Raw genomic sequence first — 22,120 nt, forward strand, 5'->3', positions numbered from 1 at the left:
GGTCTGGCGGAAATCAGTCGCACGATCGGATGGCATGACGTGCGGTGGTCATCCTGCCAGCAGGGTCCGACACGGCGCTCCGGGCTTTCGCCGCGGCTTCTCCGCGACGCGTTCCCGGCTTCTCCGCCGGCCCGTACGGTGCGGGGGCGGGGTACGGCGGATGTGGCGTCCGACGCTCCGGGCGGCAGACAGGACGCTTGTCGGGTTACCGTTCGAGTGGCGTTGCGGGCTTTCTCCGTTTGACACGGGGGCGGGATGTACCGTCACACTCCGCAGCGTCACCGCAACTCCCATGCCGATTGCGACCGGAAGAAGAGCGAAGTTGTCCCCGACCAGCGAGACCGCACAGGGCGGCCGCCGACTCGTCATCGTCGAGTCGCCTGCCAAGGCGAAGACGATCAAGGGCTACCTCGGCCCCGGATACGTCGTCGAGGCGAGCGTCGGGCACATCCGTGACCTGCCGAACGGGGCCGCCGAGGTCCCGGCGAAGTACAAGGGCGAGCCGTGGGCCCGCCTGGGCGTGAACGTGGACGCGGACTTCCAGCCCGTCTACGTCGTCAACGCCGACAAGAAGGACCAGGTCAAGAAGCTCAAGGAGCTGCTGGCCGAGTCGGACGAGCTCTTCCTGGCCACCGATGAGGACCGCGAGGGCGAGGCCATCGCCTGGCACCTGCAGGAGGTCCTCAAGCCCAAGGTGCCGGTCCGCCGGATGGTCTTCCACGAGATCACCAAGGACGCGATCCGGGCCGCCGTCGCCAACCCGCGCGAGCTGAACAAGAAGCTCGTCGACGCCCAGGAGACCCGGCGCATCCTCGACCGTCTCTACGGCTACGAGGTCTCGCCCGTCCTGTGGAAGAAGGTCATGCCCCGGCTGTCCGCCGGACGGGTGCAGTCCGTGGCCACCCGGCTCGTCGTGGAGCGGGAGCGCGAGCGGATCGCGTTCCGTTCCGCCGAGTACTGGGACCTCACCGGCACCTTTTCCACTGGTCGCGGCGGTGACGCCGCCGAGCCCGGCACCTTCGCCGCGCGGCTGTCCTCCGTGGACGGCCGGCGGGTCGCCCAGGGCCGTGACTTCGGTGCGAACGGGCGGCTCAAGGACGCCGCCCAGGTGCTGCACCTGGACGAGGCGAACGCCCGCGCGCTGGCCGCCGCCCTCGCCGACACCTCGTTCGCGGTGCGCTCGGTCGAGTCCAAGCCGTACCGCCGCTCCCCGTACGCCCCCTTCCGCACCACGACCCTCCAGCAGGAGGCGTCGCGCAAGCTGGGCTTCGGTGCGAAGGCGACCATGCAGGTGGCCCAGAAGCTGTACGAGAACGGCTTCATCACCTATATGCGTACGGACTCCACGACGCTGTCCGACACCGCCGTCGCGGCCGCCCGGGCGCAGGTCACCCAGCTCTACGGGGCCGACTACCTGCCGGAGAAGCCGCGTACCTACGCGGGGAAGGTCAAGAACGCGCAGGAGGCGCACGAGGCCATCCGTCCTTCGGGTGATCGTTTCCGCACTCCCGCGGAGACCGGCCTGACGGGCGACCAGTTCCGGCTGTACGAGCTCATCTGGAAGCGGACCGTCGCCTCCCAGATGAAGGACGCGGTGGGCGACTCGGTCACCGTGAAGATCGCGGGACGCGCCTCCGACGGCCGGGACGCCGAGTTCAGCGCCTCCGGCAAGACGATCACCTTCCACGGCTTCATGAAGGCGTACGTCGAGGGCGCCGACGACCCGAACGCCGAGCTGGACGACCGCGAGCGCCGGCTGCCGCAGGTCACCGAGGGCGACGCGCTGACCGCCGAGGAGATCACCGCCGACGGCCACGCCACCAAGCCCCCGGCCCGCTACACCGAGGCGTCGCTGGTCAAGGAGCTGGAAGAGCGCGAGATCGGCCGCCCGTCGACCTACGCGTCCATCCTCGGCACCATCCTCGACCGCGGCTACGTCTTCAAGAAGGGCACCGCGCTCGTCCCGTCCTTCCTCAGCTTCGCCGTCGTCAACCTGCTGGAGAAGCACTTCGGTCGGCTCGTCGACTACGACTTCACCGCCGCCATGGAGGAGGACCTCGACCGCATCGCCCGCGGCGAGGCCCAGGCCGTGCCGTGGCTGCGCCGCTTCTACTTCGGCGAGGGCTCGGCGGAGACCACCGGCCGTGCCGCGGAGGCGGGCAACGGCGACGGCGACCACCTCGGCGGTCTCAAGGAGCTGGTGACCGACCTGGGCGCGATCGACGCCCGGGAGATCTCCTCGTTCCCCGTCGGCGACGGCATCGTGCTGCGCGTCGGCCGCTACGGCCCGTATGTCGAGCGCGGCGAGAAGGACACCGAGGGCCACCAGCGCGCGGACGTCCCCGAGGACCTGGCGCCGGACGAGCTCACCGTCGAGTACGCGGAGGAGCTGTTCGCCCGGCCCAGCGGCGAGTACGAGCTGGGCACGGACCCGGAGTCGGGCCACCCGATCGTCGCCAAGGACGGCCGTTACGGCCCGTACGTCACCGAGGTGCTGCCCGAGGGCACGCCGAAGACCGGCAAGAACGCGGTCAAGCCGCGGACGGCGTCGCTCTTCAAGTCGATGTCCCTCGACACGGTCACCCTCGACGACGCGCTGAAGCTGATGTCGCTGCCGCGCGTGGTCGGCACCGACGCCGAGGGCGTGGAGATCACCGCGCAGAACGGCCGCTACGGCCCGTACCTGAAGAAGGGCACGGACTCGCGCTCCCTGAAGACCGAGGACCAGCTCTTCGACATCACGCTGGAGCAGGCCCTCGCCATCTACGCGCAGCCCAAGCAGCGCGGGCGGGCCGCGGCCAAGCCGCCGCTGAAGGAGCTGGGCACCGACCCGGTCAGCGAGCGTCCGGTGGTCGTCAAGGACGGCCGCTTCGGCCCGTACGTCACGGACGGCGAGACCAACGCCACGCTGCGCCGCGACGACGACGTGGAGACGATCACGCCGGAGCGCGGGTACGAGCTGCTCGCGGAGAAGCGGGCCAAGGGGCCGGCCAAGAAGACCGCGAAGAAGGCGGCGAAGAAGGCCCCGGCCAAGAAGACCGCCGCGAAGAAGACGACGACCGCCAAGAAGACGGCGGCGAAGAAGACGACGACGGCCAAGGCGGCCACCGCGAAGAAGACCGCGGCCAAGAAGACGGCGGCCAAGACGGCCGCCGCGGCCAAGGCCGAATAGGCGGTTCACGGCAGAGGGTGCGGAGGACGCGCAGTGGGCGGCGGGCCGGATTCCGGTTCCGCCGCCCGGCCGTTTTCCAGGGGCCGGGCGTGCCCGTCCGGCCTCACCCTTCGATCAGGTGTTCGCTCGTGCGGTTCGAATTCAGACGCTCCGGATAGGCTGGCAGGATGACGCGAGCCGAGCAGCCAACAGTGGTGACCTCTCCCTCAGGGGCACTGGCCGCGGACTCCCGCGAGCGTGCCGTCCGCGCCCTGCTGCGCATCCCCTCGTTGCGGCGGCTGTGGAGCGCCCAGGCCGCGGGGGGCGTCGGCGACGCCCTCGGCCTGCTGGTCCTCCTGCTGCTGGCGCTCCAGGCGGCCGTCACCGCCGGATCGTTCGGCGGCGGGTACCGGGGCGCCGCCTTCGCCGTGGCCGCGGTCCTCGGCGCGCGGCTGCTCGCGACTCTGCTCCTGGGTACGGTCCTGCTGGGCCCCTTCAACTCACTGCTGGCGCCGTCCGGCCCGCTCGACCGGCGCTGGACGATGATCGGCGCCGACGCCGTCCGGGCGCTGCTGCTGGCCGTCGCCCCGGTGTGGATCGACTTCACCGAGAGCAAGGCACTGCCATCCCTGCTGGTCACGGCGTTCCTCCTGGGCGTCGCCGAGCGGGTGTGGACCGTTGCCAAGGACGGCGTGGCGCCCACCCTGCTGCCGCGGCCGCCCCTTGAGGGCGCGGCCGTCCGGCCCGTCCCCGACCACGGCGACGCGCTGCGGCGGCTGACGCTGCGCACGTCGTTCGTCGCCCTGCCGGCCGCCGCGGCGGCCCTCGTCGCCATCACGCTCGTCAGCAATCTGCTGGGGTCCGGCATCGACTGGTTCCACCAGCACCAGCCGGCGCTCGGCTCGTACCTCGCGGCGGCCCTGTTCAACGCCTCCGGCGTGATCGTCTACTTCCTGGCCCTCCCCGGCGCGCGCGAGGTGACCCCGCGCTCCCCGCTGGAGGGCCAGCGCCGGCCGAAGCGCGACCAGGCCCCCGACAAGGGCCGGACGGGTGGCATCCCCGTCTTCGTGCTGTCCTGCGCGGCCGTCGCCGGGGCGGTGGCCGCCGCGTTCGGCGTCGCCGTCCTCCAGGCGTACGACCTGGGTGGCGGCCCGGTGGCCTTCGGGCTGCTGGCCCTGGCCCTCACCGGCGGACCCGTCCTCGGCATCCGGAGCGCGGGCCGTGTGCTGCCCGGGTTCTCCCGCCGCAGGCTGCTGGCCCTCTCGCTCGCCGTCACGGGCGTCGCGCTGCTGGCCGCCGGGCTGGTGCCCGACGCCACGACCGTGCTGCTGCTGATCCTGCTCGCGGGCGTATCCGCCGGCGTCGTCGCGAACACCGGGCACGCCCTTCTCGACCAGGAGGCGGAGGAGGAGCGCCGCCCGCGCGTCACGGAGCACCTGCACGCGGTCGTCCGCGTCACCGTGGCGCTGTCCGCGGTCGTCGCGCCCGTCCTCGCCGCGCTCATCGGCCCGCACCGGGCCGAGGACGGCAACTTCGTCTTCGACCACGGCGGCGCGGCCTTCACGCTGATGCTGATCGGCGCGCTGCTGCTGCCGGTGGGCGCGCTCGTCCTGGGCAAGACCGACGACCGGCACGGGGTGCCGTTCCACCGCGACCTGCTGGACGCCGTCCGCGACGGCGACCCGGCCGAGGCGACCGCCGCCAACGGCTTCTTCCTGGTGTTCGACGGCGGCGACGGCGCCGGCAAGTCCACCCAGGTGCAGGCCATCGCCGAGTGGATCCGCTCCAAGGGCCACGAGGTCGTCGTCACCCGCGAACCCGGCGCCACGGCCATCGGCAAGCGGCTGCGCGCCATCCTGCTGGACGTCGCGTCGGCCGGGCTGTCGGACCGCGCGGAGGCGCTGCTGTACGCCGCCGACCGCGCGGAGCACATCAACGCCGTCGTGCGGCCCGCGCTGGAGCGCGGCGCGGTCGTCATCTCCGACCGCTACATCGACTCGTCCGTCGCCTACCAGGGCGCCGGCCGCGACCTGTCCCCGACCGAGATCGCCCGGATCAACCGCTGGGCGACGGAGGGGCTCGTCCCGCACCTGACGGTGCTGCTGGACGTCTCGCCGGAGACCGCGCGGGAACGCTTCACCGAGGCGCCCGACCGGCTGGAGTCCGAGCCCGCCGAGTTCCACGAGCGGGTGCGGAAGGGCTTCCTCGCCCTGGCCGCCGCCGACCCGGCGCGCTACCTCGTCGTCGACGCCGGGCAGGAGCCCGAGGCCGTCACCACCGTCGTGCGCCACCGCCTCGACGAGGCCCTGCCGCTGTCCGCCCAGGAGATCGAGGCCCGCGAGGAGGCCCGCCGGGCCGCCGAGGCCGAGGCCCGCCGGAAGGCGGAGGAGGAGGCGGCGCGCAAGGCCGAGGAGGAGCGGCTGGAGCGCGAGCGCCAGGAGCAGCTGGCCAAGCTGCGCGCGGAGGAAGAGGAGCGCAAGCGCCGGGAGGCCGAGGAGGCCCGGCGCCTGGAGGCCGAACGGCAGGCGGAGGAGGCGCGGCAGCGCGCCGAGGAGGCGCGCCGGCGCGCGGACGAGGAGCGCAGGCGCCGTGAGGCGGAGGAGCGCGCCCGGGCCGCCGAGCAGGAGCGGCTGCGCAAGCAGGCCGAGGAGGAGGCGCGGCTGCGCGCCGAGGCCGAGGAGCGGCGGCGCGAGAAGCAGCGCAAGGCCGAGGAGGCGCTGCTGCGCGCGGAGGCGGCGCGGACGGCCGCGGACGGTGCGGCGGTCACGGCCGCGGACGGCGCGGCGGGGTCCGGTGCCGGGGCGCGGGCCGGTGCCGCCGGGGCGGACGAGGTGCCCACGGTCGAGCAGTCGGCGCTGCGCGAGAGCGGTGCCGAGGGCGCGGCCGGTGCCGGCGCGGCGGGGAAGGCCGCCGACCTCACGAAGCGGGAGAAGGCGTCCGACACCGGATCGGCCGCTCTCCGGGCGGGGGCGCGGGCTGCCGACGCCGAGCGGACCGAACAGCTCCGGGTCCCGCCCGTGCACCGCCCGGACCCGCGCGAGACGCTGCTCATGCGGGACACCGACGAGACGGTGACCGTCCAGTCGCCGCTGGTGCACCGCAAGGATCCGCACGAGGCCGATACGACGGCGGACAGGGCGGAAGCCGATTCCGGTGGGGCCGGTGCGGCGGACGAGACGGCCGTGCTGCCGACCACCGGCCCGGCCCGCGCCGGGAAGGCGCCCGTAGGCGCGGAGGACGAGACCGCTTACCTGCGGCCGGTGCGCTCGGAGGAGCCGGCCGGGAAGGCCGGTGCGTCCGGAGCGGCCGAGGGGCGTGGTGCCGAGGACGAGACGACGGTGCTGCCGCCGGTGCGTTCGGACGGGCCCGCGCCGGCCGGGAAACCGGCCGGGAAGGCCGGTGCGCCGGAAGCGGTCGAGCGGCGTGGCGCGGAGGACGAGACGACGGTGCTGCCCCCGGTGCCGACGCTTCCGCCGCCGGTGCAGCGGGTCACCTGGGGCGTGCGCTCCGGGAAGGACGACGCGGACGGTGCCGGCGGGACCAAGGCCGCGGGCCCGGCGGACGCCGGGCGGGCCGAGGACCCGGTGGAGCGGGTTCCGGACTGGCTGTTCCGCCCCGAGGAGGCCGCCGGTGCCGACCGGCCGGGCGGCACGGAGGGGGAGCGCGCTCCGGCAGACGACGCGGACGGCATGCGCACGCGCGAGATGCCGCGCCCCGGCACCGAAGCGGAGACGGCGGACGCGGCGGACGCCGCGGACCGGGCGCGCAAGGCCCGGCGGCGCCCGGAGTGGGCCGAGGGCGGCCGGCAGGGCGACGATGCCGAGGCGCCGACGCTCGCCGACGACCTCCTCGGCCGGCGGAACGGCCGCACCGGTGACGGCCCGGACGGCGGCGCTTCCGGCGCCCCCGGCCGGCGCGGAGGCCGCTGAGCGGCCGAGGGCGCCCGGAGCGGGCGCCCTCACTGCGGCGGGGCCCTCGCCCGGGCCCCGTTGTCAGTGGTCTGCCCCACAATGGGTGACCGGGGAGACCGCAGGACCAACGGGCGCGGAGGACAGTCATGGCGGTATGGGACGACCTGGTCGGGCAGGACCGGGTCACGGAGCAGCTCTCCGCTGCCGCCCGTGACGCGGACGCGCTGGTCACGGCCGTGGAGGCGGACCGCGCGGCGGGGCAGGGCGCGGCGTCCGCCGACGCGTCCGGCTCCCGGATGACGCACGCGTGGCTGTTCACCGGCCCCCCCGGCTCCGGCCGGGCCACCGCGGCCCGCGCCTTCGCGGCGGCCCTGCAGTGCGTGAGCCCGGACCGGGCGCTCCCCGGCGGGGCCCCCGGCTGCGGCTTCTGCGACGGCTGCCACACGACGCTCGTGGGCACGCACGCCGACGTCGAGATCGTCCGTACGGACCTGCTGTCGATCGGCGTCAAGGAGACCCGCGAGCTCGTCCGGCGCGCTCAGCTCTCACCGGCAGGCGGCCGGTGGCAGGTGATCGTGCTGGAGGACGCCGACCGCCTCACCGAGGGCGCCGGGAACGTGCTGCTCAAGGCCGTGGAGGAGCCCGCTCCGCGGACCGTGTGGCTGCTGTGCGCCCCCTCGCTGGAGGACGTCCTCCCGACGATCCGCTCCCGCTGCCGGTCCCTGACGCTGAGCACGCCGTCGACCGCCGCCGTCGCGGACGTCCTCGTCCGCCGGGACGGCATCGAGCCGGAGCTCGCCGCCCGGGTCGCCCGCGCCACCCAGGGCCACATCGGCCGCGCCCGCCGCCTGGCCACGGACGAGCGCGCCCGGACGCGGCGCGCCGCCGTGCTCAAGCTGCCGCTCCGGGTCGACGACGTGGGCGGCTGCCTGAAGGCGGCCCAGGAGCTGATCGACGCGGCGGCCGAGGACGCCAAGCAGGTCGCCGAGGAGGTCGACACCAAGGAGACCGAGGAGATGCGGGCCGCGCTCGGCGCCGCGGCCGGCACCGGCGGCCGGCTCCCGCGCGGCACGGCCGGCGCGATGAAGGAGCTCCAGGACCGGCAGAAGCGCCGGTCCACCCGCACCCAGCGCGACAGCCTGGACCTGGCCCTGACCGAGCTCACCGGCTTCTACCGCGACGTCCTCGCCCTCCAGCTCGGCTCCCGGGTCGAACTCGCCAACGCCGACGACCGCGACACCCTCCAGCGGATCGCGTCCGCCTCGCGCCCCGAGCACACCCTGCGCCGCATAGAAGCCATCGGCGCCTGCCGTCAGGCCCTCGACCGCAATGTGGCGCCCCTGCTCGCCGTCGAGGCCATGACGATGGCCCTGCGGGCGGGCTGAGGGGGCGGTTCGAGGAGGCAGGGGGCCCGCCGCGCTTCACCGGCCGGCTGAGGTGCACCGGCCGGCTGCGGTGCACCGGCCGGCTGCGGTGCACCGACCGGCCGCGGTCCACCGACCGGCCGCGGTGCACCGGCCCGTCGCGTGCACCGCTCCTCCCCGCGTTCACCAGCCCGGCGGGAGGTACCCGGTCTGCAGGCCGACCGAGACGACGCAGTCGCCGAAGCGGCGGATCAGTTCGGCGTCCGCCTCCCCCTCCCGGTCCGCCTCCCCCTCCCGGTCCGCCGTGCCGCCCCCGGCTCCGCCCGGAGCCCGGCCGGCGTCCGCGCCGTCCGCCCGGCCCGCTCGCCCTCCGTCGGGGTGCGTGCGGCGAAGTCACCGATCAGCCGGGCGATCGTGGTCCCCTTCTCCGCCGCCAGGATCGCCAGACGGTCCCGGACCGCTTCCTCTACTTCGATCGACACGTATGCCATGTCCCGGTAGCCGCTCCTTCCGGTTCAAGGGCGCGAGGTGACGGCTCCCGTCACCGACGCATGCCCGCGGGGTCGTGGATTCCATGGGCGCGCAGCGTCTCGTCCCACAGGCCGCTCACCGACTCGCGCAGCGAGCGGACGGCGGTCCAGCCGAGGAGCCGGCGGGCGGGCTCGGGGTCGACCTGGACCCAGTCGTCGCCGGCGGTGCCCGTGGTGGCGGCGGGGAGTTCCCGGACCTCGGCGGGCACGCCGCTGACCTCCACGAGGAGGTCGACCAGCCACCGCACTGCCACGGCCTCGCCGCGTCCGATCGGGACGACCAGCCCCGGAAGGCGGGCGCGGGTGGCGGCCAGCACCGCTTCGGACACGTCGCGCACGTCGACGTAGTCCCGGTGGGCGCGCAGCTGGGACAGCTCCACGACCGCCGGGAGCGTGTCCCGGGCGACGGCCTCGGCCAGCCGTCCGGCCACCCGGCCCAGCAGGCTGACCGCCGGGGTGCCCGGCCCCGCGACATTGCCGATCCGCAGCACGCCCGCCTCGACGACGCCCTCCGCCGCGGCCTCCAGCACGGCGCGGCTCGCCGCGAGCTTGGCCTTGCCGTAGGTGGTCGTCGGCCGGGCCGGCGTCGCGGTCCTGGTGGTCTCGCCGGGCGGCGTCGGGCCGTACTCCAGCACCGAGCCGAGGTGGACGACGTAGGGGCGGCACGCGGTCCGCCGCAGCGCGTCCATCAGGCGTCTGGCCGGCACCGCGCAGTTGGCCTCCAGGTCCCGTTCGGCGATCCCCCAGTTGCTGCCGATGGCGTTGACCAGCGTGTGCGGGCGGAACGAGTCGATCAGGGCGGCCAGTTCGCCGGGCGGGGCCGTGGTGACGTCCAGGGTGAGGACCCGGCAGGGCAGCGGGGAGGCCGGTGCCCGCCGGGCGACCGCGGCCACGTCGGCGCCGGAGGCGACGAGGTCCGCGCAGAGCCGGCGGCCCACGAACCCCGTTCCCCCGGCCACGAGAACACGCTCGCGCTCATCGGCCATCTGCTCCTCCTGACCAGCCGTTGCCGAGCAGCCGTGCCCGGTCCTGCACCTGACGTACCAATCGGGCCCGTGCGACGACTTCGGCGCCGTGCGCCGCCGCCCCGCCGCCGGCGATGGCCCGGACGAAGCGGGCCAGGGTGCCGGCGAACTGGTCGTCGGCCGGCAGGACGCGCTCCCGCACCTCGTCGGCGCGTTCCAGCCGGACCCTGGGGCGGAAGTCGGGCGGCGGGGTGAAGGCGCGGTCGACGACGATCCGGCCCTCGCTGCCCCACAGCGTGTACGCGCAGCGGTAGGCGTGCTCGAAGCCGAAGGACACGTGGGCCGTGCGGCCGTCCGGCGCGCTCAGCAGCGCGTCGCCGGCCACGTCCACGTCCGCCCCGGCCCCCTTCCGCAACGTCGCCCCGACCACGTCGAGTTCGGGACCGAGGAACATGGCCGCCGCCGCGAGCGGATACACGCCGGCGTCCAGCAGGCTGCCGCCGGCCAGGTCCGCCCGGTACCGGACGTTGCCGGGCGGCAGCGGCGGGAAGCCGAACTCACCGGTGAGGGACCGCAGTTCTCCGATGTCACCCTTCTCCAGCATCCCGCGCACGGCTTCGTGCATCGAGTGCTGGGGGAAGGTCATGTTCTCCATCAGCGTCAGGCCGAGGGAGTGCGCGAGGCCGACCGCCGCCACGGTGTCCGGGTAGCGGGCGGTGAGCGGCTTCTCCGCGAGCACGTGCTTCCCCGCCCGCAGCGCCCGCTCGGTCCAGTGGTGGTGCAGTCCGGTGGGCAGCGAGATGTAGACCGCTTCGACGTCCGGGCGCTCCAGCAACGCCTCGTAGCCGGCGACGGCCTCGCCGCCGAACCGTGCCGCGACCGCGCGGGCGTTGTCCTCGCTCCGGGAGGCGACGGCGGCCACCGTCACCTCAGGCACCTTCCGTACGGCCGGAAGGGTGCGGCGCCGGGCGATGTCGGAGCAGCCGAGAATGCCCAGCCGCACGGGACGCTCGTTCTTCATGGGTTCACCAACTCTGCAGGCAGGCCAGCAGGCTGCGCGCCTCGACGTTGACGTAGTAGCCGTGCCGGAGGAGCAGGGTGAGCTGGTGGGCGGTCATCCAGCAGTAGTCCTCGGGGACGGCCGTGGGGAAGTCGTCGCCGGCTTCGACCAGGAGGTAGTTGTTCTGCGAGTGGTAGAAGCGGCCGCCCTCCTCGGCCAGCACGGCGCTGTAGAGGACGCGCTCCCGGGGCGCGTTGAGGACGTAGTCGAGGAACCTCGGTGGCCCGCCCGGGTAGTTCTCCGGGACGCACTGCACCGTCGGTCCCATCTCCATGCCGTCCAGCAGGCCGGGCTGGAACCGGGCGTGGACGAGCAGGTGCGCGACCCCTTCGATCACCTTGATGACGAACGCGACGACGCCGCGCCCTTCCGGGTGGAGCAGGGGCTGGTCCCATTCGGCCACCTCACGGTTGCCGACCTGGGCGGTCACCCCGATGATGCTGAAGTGCCGCCCGTCCTCGTGGGTGATCCGCTCCGGGGTGCTGCGCCACCCGGGCAGGGCGCGCAGGGGGATCCGGTGCGCCGACAGTTCGTGCCGGCTCTTCGCGCCGGTGAACCAGCGAAGCACGGTCGCGGTGTCGTTCAGGGCGGGGCCCCGGCCCGTCGTCGAGAGGACGAGTGCCGACGCGGCGTCCCCGGACGGTATCGGCTGGGACGCGGGGAACGTGTCCGCCGGGAGGCAGGCCAGCACGGTCCGGGTGTCCATGTTGACGAGGCCGTCGATCCGCAGCAGCCGCCGCAGTTCGGGCAGCGGCAGCCAGTGGTGGTCCTCGCCGGCGGGGACGTCCTCGGTGACCTGGACGACCATGTTGCGGTTGCGTTTGCGCAGGAACCACGAGCCCTGCTCGGACTGCAGGACGTCCACCAGGGTGCGGCCCGCGCCGGGGTCCGTGAAGTACTCCAGGTAGCGGGTGCTCCGGCCCTGGTGGATCCGCGTGTAGTTGCTGCGCGTGGCCTGGACGGTCGGCGACACCTGGATGCCGTTGTGGTTGCCCGGCTCGATCTTGGCCTGCACGAGGCAGTACGGGACGCCGTCGACCTCCTTGACCAGCATGCCGAGGATGCCGATCTCGGGCTGGTTGATGATGGGCTGGCTCCACTCGCGGACCGGTCCGTAACCGGTCCGCACCTCCAGGCCCTCGACGACGAAGAAGGCCCCGGAGTCGTGCCCGAGGTTTCCCGTGTCGGCGTCGAACCGCCAGCGCCGCAGTCCGGTCAGCGGCGTGCGGGTCACCCGGCACCGCGCGGCGGCGGAGCACCGGGCGAACCAGTCGATGAAGTCCGCGCCGGCGAAGTCCGCGAGATACGCCTCCGGCGGGAGGGAGCGTACGAGCCCGCCGGCCGGTACCGCCGGGGGCTTACCACAGACCGGCCTGTTCGAGGACGGCTTCACCGGCGGCGTTCTCGCTGTCGGTGAGCAGGCGCAGGTCGTTGTCGACCATCATGGCGATGAGTTCCTCGAACGAGACCTCGGGCTTCCAGCCGAGCTTCTGCCGGGCGCGGCCGAGGTCGGCGCAGAGCAGTTCCACCTCCGCCGGGCGGAGGAGCCGGGGGTCGACCTCCACGTGGTCGCGCCAGTCCAGGCCGGCGTGCGCGAAGGCGAACTCCACCAGATCGCGGACGCGGTGGGTGACGCCGGTGCCGAGGACGATGTCCTCCGGCTCGTCCTGGGCGAGCATCATCGTCATGCCGCGGACGTAGTCCCCGGCGAAGCCCCAGTCGCGCTCCGCGTCGAGGTTGCCCAGCCGGAGCTTGTCCACCAGGCCGAGCTTCACGGCGGCCACGCCGAGCGAGACCTTCCGGGTGACGAACTCGGGGCCGCGGATCGGGGACTCGTGGTTGAACAGAATGCCGCTGACCGCGAACATGCCGTACGACTCACGGTAGTTCTGCACCATGTAGTGCCCGAACGCCTTGGCCACCCCGTAGGGGCTGCGGGGGTGGAAGGGCGTGGTCTCGCTCTGCGGGGTCTCCCGCACCTTCCCGAACATCTCGGAGGTGGACGCCTGGTAGAAGCGCGGGACGCCGGTGCCGGTGGTCCGGGAGGCGCTGAGCCCCGCCACGGTGCGGATGGCCTCCAGCATCCGCAGCACGCCCTTGCCGGTCACCTCCGCGGCGACGGCTGGCTGCTTCCAGGAGACCGGGACGTACGACAGGGCGCCGAGGTTGTAGACCTCGGTGGGGTCGGACTGCTCGACAGCGGCTATCAGGCTCGTCTGGTCCAGCAGGTCGCCGCTCACCACCCGGATGTCCGGGTGCAGGGGACTCCCGTCGCGTGCGTACGGCCGCCCCTGCCCACGCACCATTCCGAACACCTCGTATCCGGATTCGATGAGCTGACGCGCGAGATAAGTGCCATCCTGGCCTGTGATTCCCGTAATGAGCGCTCGCCTAGACAGAATCATCTCCCAGCCGTGAGGAACCCACAGAACGGAATTCGCATGGTTTTGTATTCCATGCGCCGCGGGGCAATGCGTATCACCGGTCACCGGAAACGGTACGGGAAAAGCGCAGGCAATTCACTGTCCGAACGGGCAGTGTAGTGAATTCACTAGCGTCTTCGCGTGGACGGTCCCGCATTCCGCGCGGCCCCGCGACGATCCGCCGGGCGCGGTGGAATTCCCGGTCAGCCGGCCGGGTCCGCGGGGACGGCCTCGATCAGCCAGAGGTCGGTGCCGTCCAGCGGCGTGAACGCGCCGGCCGTCAGGCCCGCCGCCGCGCAGAGCCGCCCGAAGTCGCCGCGGGTGCGCTCCAGCCCGTTGCCGTTGACGAGCAGGTTGAGGTCGTTGAGGTACGTCGTGGGCACCGCGTCGGCGGGCACGGTGTCGGGCAGCACGTGCTCGACCATGACGACGCGGCCGTGCGCCGGCAGCGCCCGGCGGCAGTGCGTCAGGATCGCCGCGGCCCGCTCGTCCTCCCAGCCGTGGACGACGCTCTTGAGCAGGTAGAGGTCACCGCCCGCGGGCACGGCGGCGAAGAAGTCGCCGGTCTCCACCGCGGAGCGGTCCGCTACGCCCTCCGCCGCGAGCACCTCGTCGGCCCGGGCGGCCCCGGCCGCCGTGTCGTACAGCACGCCGCGCAGCGAAGGGTGCGCGCGCAGCACCGCGGCCAGCAGCGTCCCGTCCCCGCCCCCGACGTCCACGACGGTGCGGACGCCGGAGAAGTCCTGCCGCGCCGCGACCAGGCCGGCGATGCCGCGGGTGCCCTGGCTCATCGCGGCGTTGTAGAGCCCGGAGAGGTCGGGGTCGTCCGCGAGGTGGGCGAAGAAGTCGCGGCCGAAGACCCGGTCGAAGGCCGGGCCGCCGGTGCGGACGCTGTGGTCCAGGTGCTGCCAGGCCGTCGCGACCGCGGGGTCGGTGAGCATCCGGGACAGAGCGTGGAAGGACGGCGTCCGGTCGGCGCGCAGCAGTTCTCCGACCGGCGTCAGCTCGAACACCCCCGGCTCGGACTCGCGGAGCACCCCGAGCGCGGCCAGGCCGCGCAGCAGCCGGTTCATGGCGGCGGGTTCGCCCTCGAAGCGGGCGGCCAGCTCCGCGGTGGTCCGTTCGCCCGCCGCGATCGCGTCGGGCAGCCGGAGCCGTACCGCCAGGCCCACGACCTGGGTGGCCATGCCGCCGAACACCAGCCGGATCAGGTCCGTCCAGGGGGCCGGCGCGTCTCGCTGCTCTTCCATGTCACCGGATCTCTCGTCGGGGAAAGCCCATGCGCCGCGGACCGTCCGTGGCCCGCGGGTCGTCCTTGCCCAGGCCCCGGCGCACGGCTCGTTCGACCGGGGTGTACCGGCCGTCGGACCGGTCGAGTTCGAGCCGCCCCACGGGGAGCAGGTTCGGCTGGGCCATGAACCGCGGGCGGGTGCCGGTGTTGGCCACCGGCGTGTGCACCAGGAAGGGGTGGCACAGATAGGCGTCCCCGGCCTTGCCCGTCGCGGACGCGAGCGGCCGGTCCCGGCCCACCTCGCCGGCCTCCAGGTAGGTGCCCTCCGCGCCGTACGGCGCCAGCAGCGGCGGTACGTCCAGGTGGGACCCGACGCGGAGCAGCGTGGGCGCGTCCTCCTCGCCGGTGTCGGAGAACAGCAGCAGGAGCAGCAGCGCCCGGCCGCGGGACCACACGTTGTACCGGAAGACCTTGTCGTAGTCCGGCGGGACGACGTCCAGCTCACCGGACCAGTCCCGGTCGGCGTCGGCGCCCTCGGCGAGGAAGCTGGCGTCGATGTGCCAGCCGTAGTCCTCGGTCTCCTCCGGCCGCTTCGTCACGGGGAACCGCACCGGGAACGTGCCGACGCGGGTCAGCGGCTGCCAGCGGCCCTCCCCGGCGAGCTGGTCGTAGGCGGCGTGCAGCCTCGGCGTGTTGGCGGCGCGGACGAACACGTCGTCGTCGCGCACCCCGAGCCGGACCACCTCCCGCGTCCAGGTGCTCCGGTCGTCGGGGTCCATGTCCAGCTGCCGCCACAGCAGGGCGCGCGCCTCCTCGGCGAGCTCCCCGGGGAACGCATCCGGCAGGTGGACGAAGCCGTCGGAGACGAAGCCGTCGAGCTGCGCCTCGGTCAGTACGCGGGTTCCCATCACGCTCCTTTGCAGGACGATCGCCGAGCTCGGCACTAATCCCGGAGCGGATGCTACATAGCCGGGCGTGAAGAAGGACTAGAGATTCCACTAGAGCGTCGCCACTACACTCGGAGAAGTATTTCGAAATTGCCCGTTCCCGGCGTCGGCAATCCGTCCGCGACGCGCCGCCATGTGAAACCCGAATTGTTCAGGGGGAACTCGATGCCCAAAAAAGTGCTCGTAATCGGCGGTGGTCCGGCAGGTTCCACCGCGGCCTCCTTGCTCGGCAAGGCCGGAATGTCCGTCAAGCTGCTGGAGCGGGAGACCTTCCCCCGCTACCACATCGGCGAATCGATCGCCTCTTCCTGCCGCACCATCGTCGATCTGGTCGGCGCACTGGAGGAGGTCGACTCCCGCGGTTACACGGTCAAGAACGGTGTGCTGCTGCGCTGGGGCAAGGAGGACTGGGCCATCGACTGGCCGAAGATCTTCGGCCCGGACGTCCGCTCCTGGCAGGTCGACCGCGACGACTTCGACCACGTGCTCCTGAAGAACGCGGTCAAGCAGGGCGCCGAGGTCATCGAGGGCGTCACGGTCAAGCGCGTGCTGTTCGACGGCGACCGCGCGACCGGGGCGGAGTGGACGGACCCGGACACCGGCGAGCTGGTCCGCGAGGAGTTCGACTACGTCATCGACGCCTCCGGCCGGTCGGGCGTCATCTCCCGGCACCTGAAGAACCGCCAGCCGCACGAGATCTTCCGCAACGTGGCGATCTGGGGTTACTGGCAGGGCGGCTCCCTGCTGCCCACCTCGCCCACCGGCGGCATCAACGTCATCGGCGCCCCGGACGGCTGGTACTGGGTGATCCCGCTGCGCGACGACCGGTACAGCGTCGGATTCGTCTGCCACCAGGACCGCTTCCTGGAGCGCCGCAAGGAGCACGACGACCTGGAGGGGATGCTGGCGGCGCTGGTCCAGGAGTCCCCGACCGTCCGCGACCTCATGGCGGAGGGCGAGTACCAGCCGGGCGTCCGGGTGGAGCAGGACTTCTCGTACGTCGCCGACAGCTTCCACGGCCCCGGCTACTACCTCGCCGGCGACGCCGCCTGCTTCCTCGACCCGCTGCTGTCCACCGGCGTCCACCTGGCGCTCTACAGCGGCATGCTGGCCGCGACGTCCGTGCTCGCCACGGTGAACGAGGACGTCACGGAGAAGGAGGCCGGCGCGTTCTACGAGTCCCTCTACCGCAACGCCTACCAGCGGCTGTTCACCCTGGTCTCCGGCGTGTACCAGCAGCAGGCCGGCAAGGCCGCGTACTTCGGCCTGGCCGACGCGATGGTCCCGGAGCGGGCCACCGAGGAGTACGAGCAGGTGGACGGCGCGGTGGCCTTCGCCGAGCTGGTCGCCGGCCTCGCGGACATCCACGACGCCGTCACCGGGACGCACGAGGACCACGCCCACCAGGCGCACGCCCAGGCCGGCGCGCTGCCGGAGGACAACTCCGTCCGCCAGCTGCTCGCCGCGGCCGAGAACGCCCGCCTGATGGCGGAGGCCGGCACGCCGAGCGCCCCGGTCAGCGAGGCCCCCGGCAAGATGGACGCCCACGACCTCTACGACCCCGCCACGGGGCTGTACCTGGTGACCAGCCCGACCCTGGGCATCGGCCGCTCCAGGTCCTGACCGGGCGGTTCCGGGCCGCGGGGCTCGGCGTCGTACGAGACGGCGCACGAGACCGGGGCCCGGAACCACGCCGCGCGCCCCGGGCCCGGGGCGGAGAATGCGAACGGCCTGTGGGGGCCGTTCCGTTCTCCGCCCCGGGCCCGGGGCGCGCGTGGATCGTCCACCGGAACGTCGGGGCGGGACCGGTCAGAGCGTCGAGACGGAAGGCGCCCGCCCGGCGTCCTCCAGCACGTGCGCCCAGCACCGCCGGACGCCCTCCGCCAGCGGGATCTCGGCACGCCAGCCGAACTCGGCGTCGGCCCTCGTGACGTCCAGCCAGTTGCCCTGCCGGTCGAAGGAGCGTCCCCGCTCCCAGCGCACCGCGACGGAGCCGCCGGTCACCTCGGACACGATGTCCAGCAGGCCGCTCAGCGAAGTGGGCACTCCGGAGCCGACGTTCACCACGTCGGGCAGCCGGCCGCCGCCGGCCCGGGTGCGCAGCGCCAGCAGGAACCGGGTGACGTCGTCGACGTTGACGTAGTCCCGGACCACGTGCGGATCGCCGAACACCCGCACGGGCTCACCCCGGACGGCCGCCCGCAGCCAGTGCGGCAGCACGCCGAACCCGCGGACGGGGCGCTGGCCGGGACCGTAGACGTTGCTCAGCCGCGCCACCACGGCGCGGACCGCGTCCTGGCGCCGGAACAGCTCGCGTTCGAGGCGGAGTTTGGCGCGTCCGTAGGCGGAGTCGGGCCGGGCCGGGGTCGTCTCCCGGTACGGCGGCGCGACCTCGGGCGCGTAGACCGCGCCGCCCGAGCCGGCCAGGACGAACACCGGGCGGCGGCCCGCCGCGGCCAGCGCGTCCAACACCTCGACCAGGAGCCGGCGTTCGGCCTCCACCAGGTCGGGCCGCCGCTCGGCCAGGATCGGGCTCAGCCCGGCGGCCAGGAAGTAGACGATGTCGGCCTCGACCAGTCCAGGGGCCGCGCGGCCGCCGGCCACCGGCGGGAACGCCCGGTTGAAGGCGGCCGGGACGCGGGCGTCCTCGTCGGTGAGCGCGGCCGTCAGCCGGGAGCCGATGAAGCCCGTCGCGCCGATCACCGCCGTACGGCCGCCGGGCAGCGGGTCCGCCGTCGTCACAGCGCACCGAGGCGCGCCAGGGGCGACGCGGCCAGCTCGGCGAGGGAGGCGGCCCGCGGCACGTCGTCCCCCGGGGCGCGGTGCGGACCGTGCGCAGCGCGCGGTAGGCCCGGACGATGTCCGGGTGGACGCCGGGTGGCACGCGGTAGCCGTCCTCCGGCAGCACGAACACCGCCGGGCAGCCCAGGGCGCGGGCGGGCGCCACGTCGTGATCGGCGCGGTTGCCCACCACCAGCAGTTCCCCGGCCGGTATGCCCAGCCGGTCCAGGGCGATGCCCAGCAGCCGCGGGTCGGGTTTGGCGACGCCTTCGAAGCAGTCGAGGACCACCGTCTCCAGGACGGCGGTCAGCCCCCACGCGGCGAGCACGCCGGCGCACTCGGGCGGCTGATTGGCGACCACGGCCGTCGGTATTTCCCGGGCGAGCGCCTTCGTCGCCGCAATGGCGCCGGGAATCTCCTGGGCAAGTTCTCCCCAGGCCCGCAGGATGCGGACCCAGCTCTCGTCGGCGGCCGCCGAACCGAGAATGTCCGGCCGGCCCGCGGGGACTTTTCCGCCCAGATAGAAACGCTCGGTGTCCTCGATGAATTCTCGGAGGGTGAGGCTCGGATCAGCGGTGACCGCGAGGTCGAAGGTCCCCTGAAGCCAAGCCAGTTCGAAAGGCTCGTCGTAGTAGATGACGCCTCCGACATCCAACGCAATCGCACTGTGTCCAGTCATAGCAACCCGCTCCCGTATTTCACATACGTCGCGCCGAGAGTATTGCACGCGTTTCGCCGGGGTCGCCGCCGACGGCCGGGGGAATTGCCGTCGGCGGCCAGAGTCTAGTCAATTCACTATTCTCCGGCCAAAGGCGATGCCCTATTCCGGGAAGGAACGTATCGTACTCGTCGAATACCTGACGAAAGGAGCCGCCGTATGGGGGCCGTGGAAACCGTGATCGACGAGGAACTCCTCGCAGCCTTCCGGGACGACGGATTCGCGGCGCTGCCGCGGCTCGTGGACGACGCGGAACTGGAGTGGCTGCGCGGCGTCTACGACCGGCTGTTCTCCGAGCACGCCGACTTCGCGACGGGCGACTACTTCGACATAGCCGCCCGGCAGGATTCCGACGGGCCGGCCCGGCTGCCGCAGATCGTGCGCCCGGAGAAATTCGCGCCCGAACTGGTCGAGAGCGAGCACTTCAAGCGCTGCCGGGCCATCGCCGCACGGCTGCTGGACGTTCCCGAGGACGAGCTCGACTTCTACGGGCACGCCATCCTGAAGCCGCCGAACTACGGCGCGGAGACGCCCTGGCACCAGGACGAGGGCTACATGGACCCGCGCTGGCACCGGCGCGGACTCAGCGTGTGGACCACGCTGGACGAGGCCACGGTGGACAGCGGCTGCCTGCACTACCTGCCCGGCGGCCACCTGGGCCCCGTCCAGCCGCACCGGCACATCGACGACGACGACCGCATCCGCGGGCTGGTGACCGACGCGGTGGACCCCGCCGCCGGGGTGGCCGTCCCGCTCGCCGCGGGCGAGGCCGTGGTGCACACCCTGCGGGCCCCGCACTACGCGGGCCCCAACCTCACCGGCCAGACCCGGCGGGCCTACGTGCTCGTCTTCATGGGGCCGGTCGAAGAGGTGGCCGACCCCGAGCCGCGCCCCTGGCTGGACGCGCGCTGACGACGCGCCGGGGTCCGGGCGGCATACCCGCTCCGGACCCCGGCACCTCACGTCCAGGTCACCCCGGAGAGCAGCCTGCGGTACTGCTCCACATACCGGCCGGCGATCTCCACATGGCCCCACAGCCGGACCGCCGCGCGCCGGACCTCGCCGGGCGACGGCAGTCCGTCCAGGATCCGGCGGGCCTCGTCGGGCGCGAAGTCCGTGCCGTACCCGACGACCCGGCCGACCGCCGGCACGATCTCCGCCAGGCAGCCGTTGTGCGTGCCCACGACGGGGGTGCCGCTCACCGCCGCCTCGGAGACCACCGTCGCGCCCGGTTCGCACCAGGTGCCGCCCCACGGCCCTTCGACCGCCTGGGACATGGCCAGCACCGCGTGCGCGGAGGCGAGCAGGTCGAGCCGCCGCTCGGCGCCCACCTCCCCGATCGGCTCGACGGCCGAGCCGTACCGTGAGGTGATCTCCGCGAAGTAGTCCGGCTCCCAGGCGGGTCCGGCCAGCACCAGGCGCCGGCCGCACGCCGCCGCGAACGCGGCCGCCTCCAACGCCCCCTTGTGCGGCGAGATCCGGCCCATGAAGAGGAGGAAGTCCTCCTTGGGCACCGCGTCCGCCGCCGTCCGGTAGCGGGCCGGGTCGACGGGGATCGGGATGACGGGCGCGTCGGCGCCGCCCCCGCAGTGCGCGCGCTGCGCCCGTGAACTGTACGTACAGCCCGCCGGGTTGACCGGCCGGGTGGTGAAGTGGTGCGAGCTGATGAACGCGGTGCCCGGACGCAGCCCGGCCGGGCCGATCAGGCCGCCGCTGTGGTCGTGGACCACGTCGACGTCCGACTCCCGCAGCCACCGCTGGATCTCCTCCGGCTCGCCCACCGGCACGACGGTCAGCCCCGGCGCTCCCGCCGGGCTGCCCGGGGCGCCCAGCAGGAACACCTCGTGGCCCAGTTCGAGCAGCCCGTCCATCAGGTTGGCGACGACCCACTGGATCCCGCCGTACCCCTGCGGCGGCACGGTGATCCATTCGTCGCCCCCCGGGACCCGGAGCGGGATGTTGACCAGCGCGACCTTCAACGGTCTCATCGGGACGCCCCCTTTGCGCTGTTCCGACCGCCGCGGGCCCGCAGCACGCGGTGGCTCCGGCGCCGGGACCGCATGGTCGGCACCCGGCCGGCGAGCCAGCGCAGCGCCTCGGCCGTCTCCCGCGCCCCCGTCGCCGCCGGGACGCGGCCGACGACGCTGTGGCCCATGAGGTCCGCCACCAGCCAGCGCCCGGCGAGCCGGGCGGCCTTCGCGGGGTGCCAGTCGATGTCCGTCAGGAGGTAGTAGTAGCGGTTGCGCCGCATGTGGACCCGGCTGTACGTGCTGGGTACGGCGGCACCGCCGCCGCCCCGGTGCTGGATGCCCAGGTCCAGGTGGAGCGCCACCCGCCAGCCCGCCCAGCGGGCCCGGCGGCACAGGTCGGTCTCCTCGTAGTAGGTGTGCAGCACCTCGTCGAAGAGCCCGGTCTCGCGGAGCATCGCGGTCCGGGCGAAGAGCGCCGACCCCTGGACGTAGGCGTGCTCCAGCGTCCGCGGGGCCCGGCCTTCGGCGGGGCCGGCGGTGGAGGGGTGGGCGATGCCGTCGCCGGCGAAGGCGTGCTGCTCGCCCAGCCACAGGACCGTGTGCGTCCAGTCGTTGAACTCGTCGAGCGCCGTGGAGTCGCAGTCGTAGCGGTACTGCAGCGGGCCGAGGATGCCGTACTCCGGCCATTCCTCGGCCACTTCGGTGAGTCCGCGCACCAGGCCGGGCGGCGTCCAGGTGTCGGGGTTCACGAGGAACACGTAGTCCGCGCCGGACTCCAGGGCCCGGCGCATGCCGACGTTGTTCGCCCCGGCGAAGCCCAGGTTGCGGTCGTTGCGGATGACCGTCGCCCGCGGGTACTTCGCGCGCACGTGCTCGACGCTGCCGTCCGCCGAGTCGTTGTCGACGTAGCAGACCTCCAGGTCGATCCCGGTGGTGTCGCTGTCCAGCAGGGAACCGAGGCACCGGTCCAGCCAGCGCAGCTCGTTGGTCCCGACGGTGATCGTCACGACCTTCGGCCGGCGCTCGGCGTCCATCTTCTCTCCCGTTCTCGTCACGGCCCGGTCCCGTC

The 22,120-nt window shown here is 73.4% G+C and carries 15 protein-coding genes and 1 pseudogene; 5 read left to right on the top strand and 11 right to left on the bottom strand.

Annotated features, from left to right (window positions below; genetic code table 11):
- The first annotated feature begins 322 nt into the window (after nt 1-322).
- The 3 genes from topA to ACQEVS_RS18405 all read left to right on the top strand — a co-directional run bounded on the left by topA (nt 323) and on the right by ACQEVS_RS18405 (nt 8,447).
- Entirely contained in the window at nt 323-3,172 is a 2,850-nt protein-coding gene (gene topA / locus ACQEVS_RS18395; RefSeq protein ID WP_433021718.1) for a type I DNA topoisomerase, read from the top strand.
- 167 nt (nt 3,173-3,339) lie between these two features.
- Nucleotides 3,340-7,080, top strand: coding sequence for a dTMP kinase (tmk, locus tag ACQEVS_RS18400; RefSeq protein ID WP_433021720.1), 3,741 nt, complete (start codon nt 3,340-3,342; stop codon nt 7,078-7,080).
- Nucleotides 7,081-7,208: 128 nt separating this feature from the next.
- A complete protein-coding gene (locus tag ACQEVS_RS18405) occupies nt 7,209-8,447 on the top strand; it encodes a DNA polymerase III subunit delta' (protein WP_433021722.1) in 1,239 nt (412 codons plus the stop codon).
- A 230-nt stretch (nt 8,448-8,677) separates the two neighbouring features.
- Here ACQEVS_RS18405 and ACQEVS_RS18410 read toward each other — a convergent pair whose 3' ends face one another.
- From ACQEVS_RS18410 to ACQEVS_RS18440, 7 genes are all read right to left on the bottom strand, one after another.
- Nucleotides 8,678-8,917 (bottom strand): hypothetical protein, encoded by a 240-nt coding sequence (locus ACQEVS_RS18410; RefSeq protein ID WP_433021724.1) that lies wholly within the window; start codon nt 8,915-8,917, stop codon nt 8,678-8,680.
- A 50-nt stretch (nt 8,918-8,967) separates the two neighbouring features.
- Nucleotides 8,968-9,942 (bottom strand): NAD-dependent epimerase/dehydratase family protein, encoded by a 975-nt coding sequence (locus tag ACQEVS_RS18415; protein ID WP_433021726.1) that lies wholly within the window; start codon nt 9,940-9,942, stop codon nt 8,968-8,970.
- Nucleotides 9,932-10,942: a Gfo/Idh/MocA family protein gene (locus ACQEVS_RS18420; RefSeq protein ID WP_433021728.1), complete on the bottom strand. Its 1,011-nt coding sequence runs from the start codon at nt 10,940-10,942 to the stop codon at nt 9,932-9,934. The genes ACQEVS_RS18415 and ACQEVS_RS18420 overlap by 11 nt, the downstream gene beginning before the upstream one ends.
- A 4-nt stretch (nt 10,943-10,946) precedes the next feature.
- Nucleotides 10,947-12,374 carry an NDP-hexose 2,3-dehydratase family protein gene (locus tag ACQEVS_RS18425; protein WP_433021730.1) on the bottom strand — a complete coding sequence of 476 codons (1,428 nt, stop codon included), beginning with the start codon at nt 12,372-12,374 and terminating at the stop codon, nt 10,947-10,949.
- Nucleotides 12,340-13,380 (bottom strand): GDP-mannose 4,6-dehydratase, encoded by a 1,041-nt coding sequence (locus tag ACQEVS_RS18430; protein ID WP_433027675.1) that lies wholly within the window; start codon nt 13,378-13,380, stop codon nt 12,340-12,342. Before ACQEVS_RS18430 ends, ACQEVS_RS18425 begins: the two co-directional genes overlap by 35 nt.
- Before the next feature lie 227 nt (nt 13,381-13,607).
- Nucleotides 13,608-14,654 (bottom strand): methyltransferase, encoded by a 1,047-nt coding sequence (locus tag ACQEVS_RS18435; protein ID WP_433021732.1) that lies wholly within the window; start codon nt 14,652-14,654, stop codon nt 13,608-13,610.
- Nucleotide 14,655: 1 nt separating this feature from the next.
- Nucleotides 14,656-15,543, bottom strand: a complete 888-nt coding sequence (locus tag ACQEVS_RS18440; protein WP_433021734.1) for a phytanoyl-CoA dioxygenase family protein — start codon at nt 15,541-15,543, stop codon at nt 14,656-14,658.
- Between the two features lie 204 nt (nt 15,544-15,747).
- Here ACQEVS_RS18440 and ACQEVS_RS18445 point away from each other — a divergent pair, with 204 nt between their 5' ends.
- Complete coding sequence (locus ACQEVS_RS18445) at nt 15,748-17,205, top strand: NAD(P)/FAD-dependent oxidoreductase (protein WP_433021736.1); 1,458 nt, start codon at nt 15,748-15,750, stop codon at nt 17,203-17,205.
- Nucleotides 17,206-17,391: 186 nt separating this feature from the next.
- Here the strand turns inward: ACQEVS_RS18445 and ACQEVS_RS18450 are convergent, their stop codons facing one another.
- Both ACQEVS_RS18450 and ACQEVS_RS18455 read right to left on the bottom strand, forming a co-directional pair.
- Nucleotides 17,392-18,324, bottom strand: a complete 933-nt coding sequence (locus tag ACQEVS_RS18450; RefSeq protein WP_433021738.1) for an NAD-dependent epimerase/dehydratase family protein — start codon at nt 18,322-18,324, stop codon at nt 17,392-17,394.
- A gap of 220 nt (nt 18,325-18,544) precedes the next feature.
- A pseudogene (locus ACQEVS_RS18455) lies at nt 18,545-19,042 on the bottom strand (HAD family hydrolase); the annotation flags it as partial.
- Nucleotides 19,043-19,240: 198 nt separating this feature from the next.
- On the opposite strand from ACQEVS_RS18455, the gene ACQEVS_RS18460 reads away from it, so the two are divergent.
- Nucleotides 19,241-19,993 carry a phytanoyl-CoA dioxygenase family protein gene (locus ACQEVS_RS18460; RefSeq protein ID WP_433021740.1) on the top strand — a complete coding sequence of 251 codons (753 nt, stop codon included), beginning with the start codon at nt 19,241-19,243 and terminating at the stop codon, nt 19,991-19,993.
- A gap of 47 nt (nt 19,994-20,040) precedes the next feature.
- On the opposite strand, the gene ACQEVS_RS18465 is transcribed toward ACQEVS_RS18460, so the two are convergent.
- Together ACQEVS_RS18465 and ACQEVS_RS18470 are read right to left on the bottom strand one after the other, a co-directional pair.
- Nucleotides 20,041-21,069, bottom strand: a complete 1,029-nt coding sequence (locus tag ACQEVS_RS18465; protein ID WP_433021742.1) for a glycosyltransferase — start codon at nt 21,067-21,069, stop codon at nt 20,041-20,043.
- A complete protein-coding gene (locus ACQEVS_RS18470; RefSeq protein WP_433021744.1) occupies nt 21,066-22,106 on the bottom strand; it encodes a glycosyltransferase family 2 protein in 1,041 nt (346 codons plus the stop codon). The genes ACQEVS_RS18465 and ACQEVS_RS18470 overlap by 4 nt, the downstream gene beginning before the upstream one ends.
- Nucleotides 22,107-22,120 lie beyond the last annotated feature (14 nt).

Source organism: Streptomyces sp. CA-181903 (genome assembly GCF_050937075.1).
Lineage (GTDB): Bacteria > Actinomycetota > Actinomycetes > Streptomycetales > Streptomycetaceae > Streptomyces.

Coding starts and splice junctions, on each gene's coding strand:
- ACQEVS_RS18465 (WP_433021742.1), bottom strand. CDS start 21,069: ATGAGACCGTTGAAGGTCGCGCTGGTCAACATCCCGCTCCGGGTCCCG.
- ACQEVS_RS18445 (WP_433021736.1), top strand. CDS start 15,748: ATGCCCAAAAAAGTGCTCGTAATCGGCGGTGGTCCGGCAGGTTCCACC.
- ACQEVS_RS18420 (WP_433021728.1), bottom strand. CDS start 10,942: ATGAAGAACGAGCGTCCCGTGCGGCTGGGCATTCTCGGCTGCTCCGAC.
- ACQEVS_RS18460 (WP_433021740.1), top strand. CDS start 19,241: ATGGGGGCCGTGGAAACCGTGATCGACGAGGAACTCCTCGCAGCCTTC.
- ACQEVS_RS18410 (WP_433021724.1), bottom strand. CDS start 8,917: ATGGCATACGTGTCGATCGAAGTAGAGGAAGCGGTCCGGGACCGTCTG.
- ACQEVS_RS18415 (WP_433021726.1), bottom strand. CDS start 9,942: ATGGCCGATGAGCGCGAGCGTGTTCTCGTGGCCGGGGGAACGGGGTTC.
- tmk (WP_433021720.1), top strand. CDS start 3,340: ATGACGCGAGCCGAGCAGCCAACAGTGGTGACCTCTCCCTCAGGGGCA.
- ACQEVS_RS18435 (WP_433021732.1), bottom strand. CDS start 14,654: ATGGAAGAGCAGCGAGACGCGCCGGCCCCCTGGACGGACCTGATCCGG.
- ACQEVS_RS18440 (WP_433021734.1), bottom strand. CDS start 15,543: ATGGGAACCCGCGTACTGACCGAGGCGCAGCTCGACGGCTTCGTCTCC.
- ACQEVS_RS18405 (WP_433021722.1), top strand. CDS start 7,209: ATGGCGGTATGGGACGACCTGGTCGGGCAGGACCGGGTCACGGAGCAG.